General features: G+C 62.2%; 7 protein-coding genes and 2 rRNA genes (1 of these 9 only partly in view). All 9 read left to right on the top strand.

Annotated elements, in window-relative coordinates; translation table 11 throughout:
• A 23S ribosomal RNA gene (locus DACI_RS30280) occupies positions 1–1,303 on the top strand; it begins 1,573 nt to the left of the window's first position.
• Positions 1,304–1,428: 125 nt separating this feature from the next.
• Positions 1,429–1,541: ribosomal RNA gene (gene rrf / locus DACI_RS30275) — 5S ribosomal RNA — on the top strand.
• Between the two features lie 294 nt (positions 1,542–1,835).
• Entirely contained in the window at positions 1,836–2,237 is a 402-nt protein-coding gene (locus tag DACI_RS30270; RefSeq protein WP_013800379.1) for a MerR family transcriptional regulator, read from the top strand.
• A 36-nt stretch (positions 2,238–2,273) separates the two neighbouring features.
• Positions 2,274–2,732 carry a PaaI family thioesterase gene (locus DACI_RS30265; protein ID WP_012207789.1) on the top strand — a complete coding sequence of 153 codons (459 nt, stop codon included), beginning with the start codon at positions 2,274–2,276 and terminating at the stop codon, positions 2,730–2,732.
• A 43-nt stretch (positions 2,733–2,775) separates the two neighbouring features.
• Positions 2,776–3,963 (top strand): isovaleryl-CoA dehydrogenase, encoded by a 1,188-nt coding sequence (locus tag DACI_RS30260; RefSeq protein ID WP_012207788.1) that lies wholly within the window; start codon positions 2,776–2,778, stop codon positions 3,961–3,963.
• A 56-nt stretch (positions 3,964–4,019) separates the two neighbouring features.
• A complete protein-coding gene (can, locus tag DACI_RS30255) occupies positions 4,020–4,682 on the top strand; it encodes a carbonate dehydratase (RefSeq protein WP_012207787.1) in 663 nt (220 codons plus the stop codon).
• Between the two features lie 33 nt (positions 4,683–4,715).
• Positions 4,716–6,503 carry a bifunctional isocitrate dehydrogenase kinase/phosphatase gene (aceK, locus tag DACI_RS30250; protein ID WP_012207786.1) on the top strand — a complete coding sequence of 596 codons (1,788 nt, stop codon included), beginning with the start codon at positions 4,716–4,718 and terminating at the stop codon, positions 6,501–6,503.
• Positions 6,504–6,549: 46 nt separating this feature from the next.
• On the top strand, positions 6,550–7,731 hold the full coding sequence (locus DACI_RS30245; RefSeq protein WP_012207785.1) for an acetyl-CoA C-acyltransferase: 1,182 nt from the start codon (positions 6,550–6,552) through the stop codon (positions 7,729–7,731).
• Between the two features lie 52 nt (positions 7,732–7,783).
• Positions 7,784–8,407 (top strand): pyridoxamine 5'-phosphate oxidase family protein, encoded by a 624-nt coding sequence (locus DACI_RS30240; RefSeq protein WP_012207784.1) that lies wholly within the window; start codon positions 7,784–7,786, stop codon positions 8,405–8,407.
• The last annotated feature ends 22 nt before the right edge of the window (positions 8,408–8,429 follow it).

The raw sequence follows: 8,429 nt of genomic DNA, 5'->3' as shown, positions 1-8,429 counted from the left end.
CTACACACGACCGTACCGCAAACCGACACTGGTGCGCGAGATGAGTATTCTAAGGCGCTTGAGAGAACTCTGGAGAAGGAACTCGGCAAATTGATACCGTAACTTCGGGAGAAGGTATGCCGCAAGTAGGTGAACTTGAACAAAGGGAGCCCAAAGCGGTTGCAAAAAATCGGTGGCTGCGACTGTTTAATAAAAACACAGCACTCTGCAAACACGAAAGTGGACGTATAGGGTGTGACGCCTGCCCGGTGCTGGAAGATTAAATGATGGGGTGCAAGCTCTTGATTGAAGTCCCAGTAAACGGCGGCCGTAACTATAACGGTCCTAAGGTAGCGAAATTCCTTGTCGGGTAAGTTCCGACCTGCACGAATGGCGTAACGATGGCCACACTGTCTCCTCCAGAGACTCAGCGAAGTTGAAATGTTTGTGATGATGCAATCTCCCCGCGGAAAGACGGAAAGACCCCATGAACCTTTACTGTAGCTTTGTATTGGATTTTGAACGGATCTGTGTAGGATAGGTGGGAGGCTTTGAAGTGAGGACGCTAGTTCTCATGGAGCCGACGTTGAAATACCACCCTGGTGCGTTTGAGGTTCTAACCCAGGTCCCTTATCGGGATCGGGGACAGTGCATGGTAGGCAGTTTGACTGGGGCGGTCTCCTCCCAAAGCGTAACGGAGGAGTTCGAAGGTACGCTAGTTACGGTCGGACATCGTGACGATAGTGCAATGGCATAAGCGTGCTTAACTGCGAGACTGACAAGTCGAGCAGATGCGAAAGCAGGACATAGTGATCCGGTGGTTCTGTATGGAAGGGCCATCGCTCAACGGATAAAAGGTACTCTGGGGATAACAGGCTGATACCGCCCAAGAGTTCATATCGACGGCGGTGTTTGGCACCTCGATGTCGGCTCATCTCATCCTGGGGCTGTAGTCGGTCCCAAGGGTATGGCTGTTCGCCATTTAAAGAGGTACGTGAGCTGGGTTTAAAACGTCGTGAGACAGTTTGGTCCCTATCTTCCGTGGGCGCTGCAGATTTGAGGAAGCCTGCTCCTAGTACGAGAGGACCGGAGTGGACACACCTCTGGTGTATCGGTTGTCACGCCAGTGGCATTGCCGAGTAGCTAAGTGTGGAAGAGATAACCGCTGAAAGCATCTAAGCGGGAAACTCGTTTCAAGATGAGATCTGCCGGGGCCTTGAGCCCCCTGAAGAGTCGTTCAAGACCAGGACGTTGATAGGCTGGGTGTGGAAGCGCAGTAATGCGTTAAGCTAACCAGTACTAATTGCTCGTGAGGCTTGACCCTATAACTTTGATGACGTGATCATCAAGGTGGTTATGCCAAGTAAGGCGCAGTCAAAATACAAAGCTGATTTACAGACTCTATGAATTCGTTGTGTTGCTCCATGAGCAGCATGACAACAAGTTATGCCTGATGACCATAGCAAGTTGGTACCACTCCTTCCCATCCCGAACAGGACAGTGAAACGACTTTGCGCCGATGATAGTGCGGGTTCCCGTGTGAAAGTAGGTCATCGTCAGGCTCTTACAGCCCAAGAAACCCCGTAGCCCAAAGCTACGGGGTTTTTTGCATTGGGCCGCAGGAAACGGGGAAACAGGCAGAGCCGCCAAAACGGACAGCCAAACGAACATCCAAAACGGACATCCCAGAAAAAAGAGAGCGCTGGCGCGCTCTCTTTTTATTCCTGTCGGTCTTCGTCGCACCCGGATGCAACATCCGGCGCAGTTTCCTGTGGCCAATTCCGCTAGCATTGACGTTAACGTCAACGTCGCATTCCCATGGCCGCCGGCTGTGGATGCTGGCGGACTCTCCAGCCATGTCGACCACCTACACCATCAGCGATCTTGCCAAGGAGTTCGATCTCACGACCCGGGCCATCCGCTTCTATGAAGACATGGGCTTGCTTGAGCCCGAGCGCGCCGGGCCTGGCGGGCGCAATCGCGTCTACAGCGCGCGTGATCGCACGCGTCTTCGCCTGACCTTGCGGGCCAAGCGGCTGGGACTGTCTCTGAACGAAGCCAAGGAGATCATCGATCTCTACGACAGCCCCCGCGACACGGGCGTGCAACTGCGCAAATTCCTGGAAGTGCTGGCTGTGCATCGCCGCCAGCTCGAGGACCGCCTGGCCGATCTGCAGGCCAACCTGGCCGAGGTGCGAGAGCAGGAATCCGAGGCCCGCACTCTGTTGAAGCACCTGGATGGGAAAAATGCTTCATAATTGACGTTTACGTAAACGTAATTTGTGAGGCTTGCCTTGACCGTGCCCCGCCTGGACCCTGCCAACAGCGACTTTGCCCGCCGTGTGCGAGACAGTTTTGCACGCCAGGGCGCGATGCACACCCTGGGCGCCGAGCTGTCCCTGCTGGAGCCCGGCGCTGTCGATGTCTGCCTGGACTGGGCGCCCGGGCTGACGCAGCAGCATGGCTTTTTGCATGCCGGCATGGTTTCCACGGCGCTGGATTCCGCCTGCGGCTATGCAGGGCTGACCCTGATGCCGGCCGATGCTGCCGTGCTCACCATCGAATTCAAGATCAATCTGCTGGCCCCCGCCAAGGGCCAGCGCTTTCGCATGGAAGGCCGGGTGATCAAGCCGGGCCGCACGATCATCGTGACCGAGGGGCGCGCCTATGCCATCGACGAAGGCCGCGAAAAACTGATTGCCACCATGGGCTGCACGCTGATGTGCGTGCAGGGCCGCGATCTGGCCGACTGAGCCGGGCGGCGTTCTTTCACCAAATTTCCACAGGAGACACGAGATGAGCCTTTCCAACCTGCCGGGCCTGAACTTCCAACTGGGCGAGGACATCGACGCGCTGCGCGATGCCGTGCGCGAGTTCGCACAGGCCGAGATTGCACCGCGTGCCGGCGAGATCGACCGCGACGACCAGTTCCCCATGGACCTGTGGCGCAAGTTTGGTGATCTGGGCGTGCTGGGCATCACCGTGTCCGAGCAGTACGGCGGCGCCAACATGGGCTATCTGGCCCACATGGTGGCGATGGAGGAGATCTCGCGCGCCAGTGCCTCGGTGGGCCTGTCCTATGGTGCGCACAGCAATCTTTGCGTGAACCAGATCAACCGCAACGGCAACGAGTCGCAAAAGGCCAAGTACCTGCCCAAGCTGATCAGCGGCGAGCACGTGGGCGCGCTGGCCATGAGCGAGCCCGGCGCCGGCTCGGACGTGATCAGCATGAAGCTCAAGGCCGAGGACAAGGGCGGCTACTTCCTGCTCAACGGCACCAAGATGTGGATCACCAATGGTCCCGATGCCGACACCCTGGTGGTCTACGCCAAGACCGAGCCTGAGCTGAACGCCCGCGGCGTGACTGCCTTCCTGATCGAGAAGGGCATGAAGGGCTTTTCCATTGCCCAGAAGCTGGACAAGCTGGGCATGCGTGGCAGCCACACGGGCGAGCTGGTGTTCGAGAACGTCGAGGTGCCGGCCGAGAACGTGCTGGGCGGGCTGAACAACGGCGCCAAGGTGCTGATGAGCGGCCTGGACTACGAGCGTGCCGTGCTGACCGGCGGGCCGCTGGGCATCATGCAGTCGGTGATGGACAACGTCGTGCCCTACATCCATGACCGCAAGCAGTTCGGCCAGAGCATTGGCGAGTTCCAGCTCATCCAGGGCAAGGTGGCCGACATGTACACCGTGCTGCAAGCGGGTCGCTCATTTGCCTATACGGTCGCCAAAAACCTCGATCTGCTGGGAACGGAGCATGTTCGCCAAGTCCGCAAGGACTGCGCCAGCGTCATCCTGTGGTGTGCCGAGAAGGCGACATGGATGGCCGGCGAAGGCGTTCAAATCTATGGAGGTAATGGGTATATCAACGAATACCCACTGGGTCGCCTCTGGCGTGATGCGAAACTCTACGAGATCGGCGCCGGCACCAGCGAGATCCGTCGCATGCTGATCGGCCGCGAGCTGTTCGCAGAGACCTGCTGATCCCGCACCCGCCTGCCGCGCCGTTCTTGAGTTTGACCCAACAAAAAGGATTGCTTATGAGCACAACCTCCATCGAAGAACTGTTTGTCCACAACCGCGAATGGGCCCAGCAGATGGAGCGTGACCGGCCCGGTTTCTTCACCGGGCTGTTGTCGCAGCAAAAACCCCGCTACATGTGGATCGGCTGTTCCGACAGCCGCGTCCCTGCGAACCAGATCACGGGCCTGGAGCCCGGCGAGGTGTTCGTGCACCGAAACGTGGCCAACGTGGTCGTTCCCAGCGACCTGAACTGCCTGTCCACCATCCAGTACGCGGTGGACCAGCTCAAGGTCGAGCACCTGATGGTCGTGGGCCACTACGGCTGCGGCGGCGTGCTGGCGGCACTGGAAGATGTGCGCGTGGGCTTGGCCGACAACTGGATCCGCCATGTGAAGGATGTGCGCGACAAGCACCAGGCGCTGCTGGCCAGCCTGTCCCCGCAATGGCGCCACGATGCGCTGTGCGAACTCAATGCCATCGAGCAGGTCATCAATGTGGCGCAGAGCACGGTGATGCAGGATGCCTGGGCGCGCGGCCAGAAGGTCACGCTGCACGGCTGGTGCTATGGCCTCAAGGACGGCCTGATCACCAATCTGCAGATGACCGTGCCCGGTGTCGGCGGCATCGCCAACATCCATGCCGAGGCTGTCGAGCTGGTCGCCAGCCGCCAGCGCGACTGAGCGGCCATGGCAGGCGGGACCCCGGGAGACTTCATGCCGATGCCTGCCCAGGACACCCTGCTTGCCCATGACATCGCGCGGGCGATGATGGATGGCTTCAATCGCCATTACCGCCTGTTCCGCGCCGAATCCGCCCGCGCCAAGCACCGCTTCGAAACTGCCGACTGGCTGGGCCAGCAGCGTGCCCAGCGCGAGCGCATCGAGTTCTACGACCTGCGTGTGCGCGAATGCGTGCGCCGGCTTGAGAAGGAATTTGCGGCCGGCGCCCAGCCCATGCCGGTCTGGCAGCAGATCAAGCGCCACTACATCGGGCTCATGGTCAACCACCTGCAGCCGGAGCTGGCCGAGACCTTCTTCAACTCGGTCACCACCAAGATCCTGCACCGCACGCATTTCCACAACGACTTCATCTTCGTGCGGCCCGCCGTCAGCACGGAATACATAGAGAACCATGAGCCGGCTGCGCGCCCGGCCTACCTGGCCTTCTATCCCACGCGCGAGACGCTGCCGCAGACGCTGCGCGAAGTCGTGGAGCAATTCGCGCTGCAGCGCCCCTTCGAGGACCTGGAGCGCGACATCGCCCGCCTGGCCGAGCGCCTGGAGCCGCAGCTGCAGGCCATGCGCCTGTACGCCAACTTCCAGATCCAGGTGCTGTCCAGCCTGTTTTTCCGCAACAAGGGCGCCTACATCGTCGGCAAGATCATCAACGGCTTTGCCGAACTGTCCTGGGCCGTGCCCATCCTGCATGGCGACAACGGCCGGCTGGTGCTGCATGCGGCCCTGTTCGGCGAGAAGGACTTTCACGGCCTGTTCAGCTTTGCGCGCGCCTACTTCATGGTCGATACCGACGTGCCCAGCGCCTACGTGCAGTTCCTGCGCAGTCTCATGCCGCGTAAGCCGCGCGCCGAGCTGTACAACGCCCTGGGCCTGGCCAAGCAGGGCAAGACGCTGTTCTACCGCGATTTCCTGCACCACCTGCGGCATTCGCGCGACCAGTTCCGCATCGCGCCCGGCATCAAGGGCATGGTCATGCTGGTGTTCGACCTGCCCAGCTTTCCCTATGTGTTCAAGCTCATCAAGGACCGCTTCGCCGCCCCCAAGGAGATCACGCGCGAACAGGTCAAGGCCAAGTACCGCCTGGTCAAGCAGCACGACCGCGTGGGGCGCATGGCCGACACGCTGGAGTACAGCCTGGTCGCCTTCCCGCGCGAGCGCTTTTCGGATGCGCTGATCGCCGAGATCCTGGAGCATGCGCCCAGCCAGGTCGAGATCAGCGACCGCGACGGCGATGGCCGGCAGGAGGTCATCATCTCCCACCTCTACATAGAGCGGCGCATGGTGCCGCTGAACATGCTGCTGCAGGAGTGCTTCGATGACGGGCTGGACCTGCCGGCACCGCGGCAGCGGCTGGAGAGCGCCGTGATCGAGTACGGCAATGCCATCAAGGATCTGGTCGCGGCCAACATCTTTCCGGGCGACATGCTGTGGAAGAACTTCGGCATCACGCGCGGCGGCAAGGTGGTGTTCTACGACTACGACGAGATCGAATACCTGACCGACTGCCACTTCCGCCAGGTGCCCGCGCCGCGCAACGAGGAGGACGAGCTCAGCGGCGAGGTCTGGTACCCCGTGGGCCCGCGCGATGTGTTCCCGGAAACCTTCGCGCCCTTTCTGCTGGGCAACCCGGCCGTGCGCGAAGTCTTCATGCGCCACCATGCCGACCTGCTCGACCCCGCCTTCTGGCAGGCGCACCAGCAGCGCATCCGCGAAGGCCATGTCCACGATGTCTTCCCCTACGAGCGCAGCCGCTGGCTGGCCTGACCCGTTTTCCCTTTCCTTCACCATCACGACAACCCAGGAGACAAGCATGCAAGACCCCATCGTCATCGTCGGCGCAGCCCGCACCCCCATGGGCGCCTTCCAGGGCGACTTCGCCGACCTCGCGGCCCATGATCTGGGCGGCGCCGCCATCAAGGCGGCCGTGCAGCGCGCGGGCGTGGCGCCCGAGAAAGTGGACGAAGTGCTGTTCGGCAATTGCCTGATGGCGGGCCAGGGCCAGGCGCCCGCCCGCCAGGCCGGCTTCAAGGGCGGCCTGCCGCGCAGCACGGGAGCCGTGACCCTGTCCAAGATGTGCGGCGCCGGCATGGAGGCCACCATCCTGGCGCACGACCAGTTGGTCGCAGGCAGCCGCGATGTGGTGGTCTCCGGCGGCATGGAAAGCATGACCAATGCGCCCTACCTGCTCAAGAAGGGCCGTGGCGGCTACCGCATGGGCCACGACAAGGTCTATGACCACATGATGCTCGACGGCCTGGAGGACGCCTACGAGCCTGGCCGCTCCATGGGCACTTTTGGCGAGGACTGCGCCGCCAAATACCACTTCACGCGCGAGCAGCAGGACGCCTACGCCATCGAAAGCGTCAAGCGCGCCCAGGCCGCCACGGAAAGCGGCGCCTTCGCCGCCGAGATCACGCCCGTCACCGTCTCCACGCGCAAGGGCGACGTCACGGTCAGCATCGACGAAGGCCCGGCCAAGGCCAAGCTGGACAAGATCTCCAGCCTCAAGCCCGCCTTCAAGAAGGACGGCACGATCACGGCTGCATCGAGCTCCAGCATCAACGACGGCGCCGCCGCCCTGGTGCTGATGCGCGAGTCCACGGCCAAGGAGCTGGGCTGCAAGCCGCTGGCGCGCATCGTTGCCCATGCCACGCATGCCCAGGAGCCCGAATGGTTCACCACGGCCCCCGTGGGCGCCACGCAGAAGGCCCTCAAGAAGGCCGGCTGGACGGCGGCGGATGTGGACCTGTGGGAAGTCAACGAAGCCTTTGCCGTCGTGCCCATGGCCCTGATGGCCGAGCTGGGCGTGCCGCGCGACAAGGTCAACGTCAACGGCGGCGCCTGTGCGCTGGGCCACCCCATTGGCGCCAGCGGTGCGCGCATCCTGGTCACGCTGCTGCATGCCCTGCAGGCGCGCGGCGGCAAGCGCGGCCTGGCCACGCTGTGCATAGGCGGCGGCGAGGGAACAGCCATGGCGATAGAACTCGTCTAAGCTCGGGTCCTTCGGGCGCATCGCCTGCCTGCCTCATCGAGCCCTCCACACCATGATCACCAGCGAAGAACAGTTGCGCAGCCTGTATGCCATGCCGGCCGAAAGGGCCTTGCTCAAGCAGCAGGTGGACCTGGACCGGCACTGCCTGCGCTTCATCGCGCTGTCGCCGCTGTGCATCGTGGCCACGGGGGGCGGGGCGGGCGCGATGATGGATGCCTCGCCGCGCGGCGGCAAGCCGGGCTTCATCAAGGCGCCCGACAACCAGACGCTGCTGATTCCCGATTCGGGCGGCAACAACCGCCTGGACAGCTTCAGCAACCTGATCGCCGATCCGCGCATCGGCCTGCTGTTCATGGTGCCGGGTTTCGACGAGACCCTGCGCGTCAACGGCGTGGCCAAGCTGCGCGACGAGGCCCACTACACGGCGCTTTTCGCCAGCGAAGGCTTCCGGCCCAAGATCGTTCTGGAGATCCAGGTGCACGAGGCCTATCTGCACTGTGCCAAGGCCCTGATGCGCGCCCGGCTCTGGAAGCCAGAGTCCCAGGTGTCGCGCAACGTCATGCCCTCGGTGAACCAGATGATCCACCAGCAGATCGGCCTGCCTGCGCCCACCGAGACGCAGGAGGCCATGGTCGAGCGCTACGAAAAGCAGATCGCGGGCGAGCAGGGCCGCTGACCGCATTCCATTTGAAAGGTCG

Source organism: Delftia acidovorans SPH-1 (assembly GCF_000018665.1).
GTDB lineage: Bacteria > Pseudomonadota > Gammaproteobacteria > Burkholderiales > Burkholderiaceae_C > Comamonas > Comamonas acidovorans.
This window is presented reverse-complemented; position numbering and strand designations above follow the sequence as displayed.

Coding starts and splice junctions, on each gene's coding strand:
- DACI_RS30245 (WP_012207785.1), top strand. CDS start 6,550: ATGCAAGACCCCATCGTCATCGTCGGCGCAGCCCGCACCCCCATGGGC.
- DACI_RS30240 (WP_012207784.1), top strand. CDS start 7,784: ATGATCACCAGCGAAGAACAGTTGCGCAGCCTGTATGCCATGCCGGCC.
- can (WP_012207787.1), top strand. CDS start 4,020: ATGAGCACAACCTCCATCGAAGAACTGTTTGTCCACAACCGCGAATGG.
- DACI_RS30270 (WP_013800379.1), top strand. CDS start 1,836: ATGTCGACCACCTACACCATCAGCGATCTTGCCAAGGAGTTCGATCTC.
- aceK (WP_012207786.1), top strand. CDS start 4,716: ATGCCGATGCCTGCCCAGGACACCCTGCTTGCCCATGACATCGCGCGG.
- DACI_RS30260 (WP_012207788.1), top strand. CDS start 2,776: ATGAGCCTTTCCAACCTGCCGGGCCTGAACTTCCAACTGGGCGAGGAC.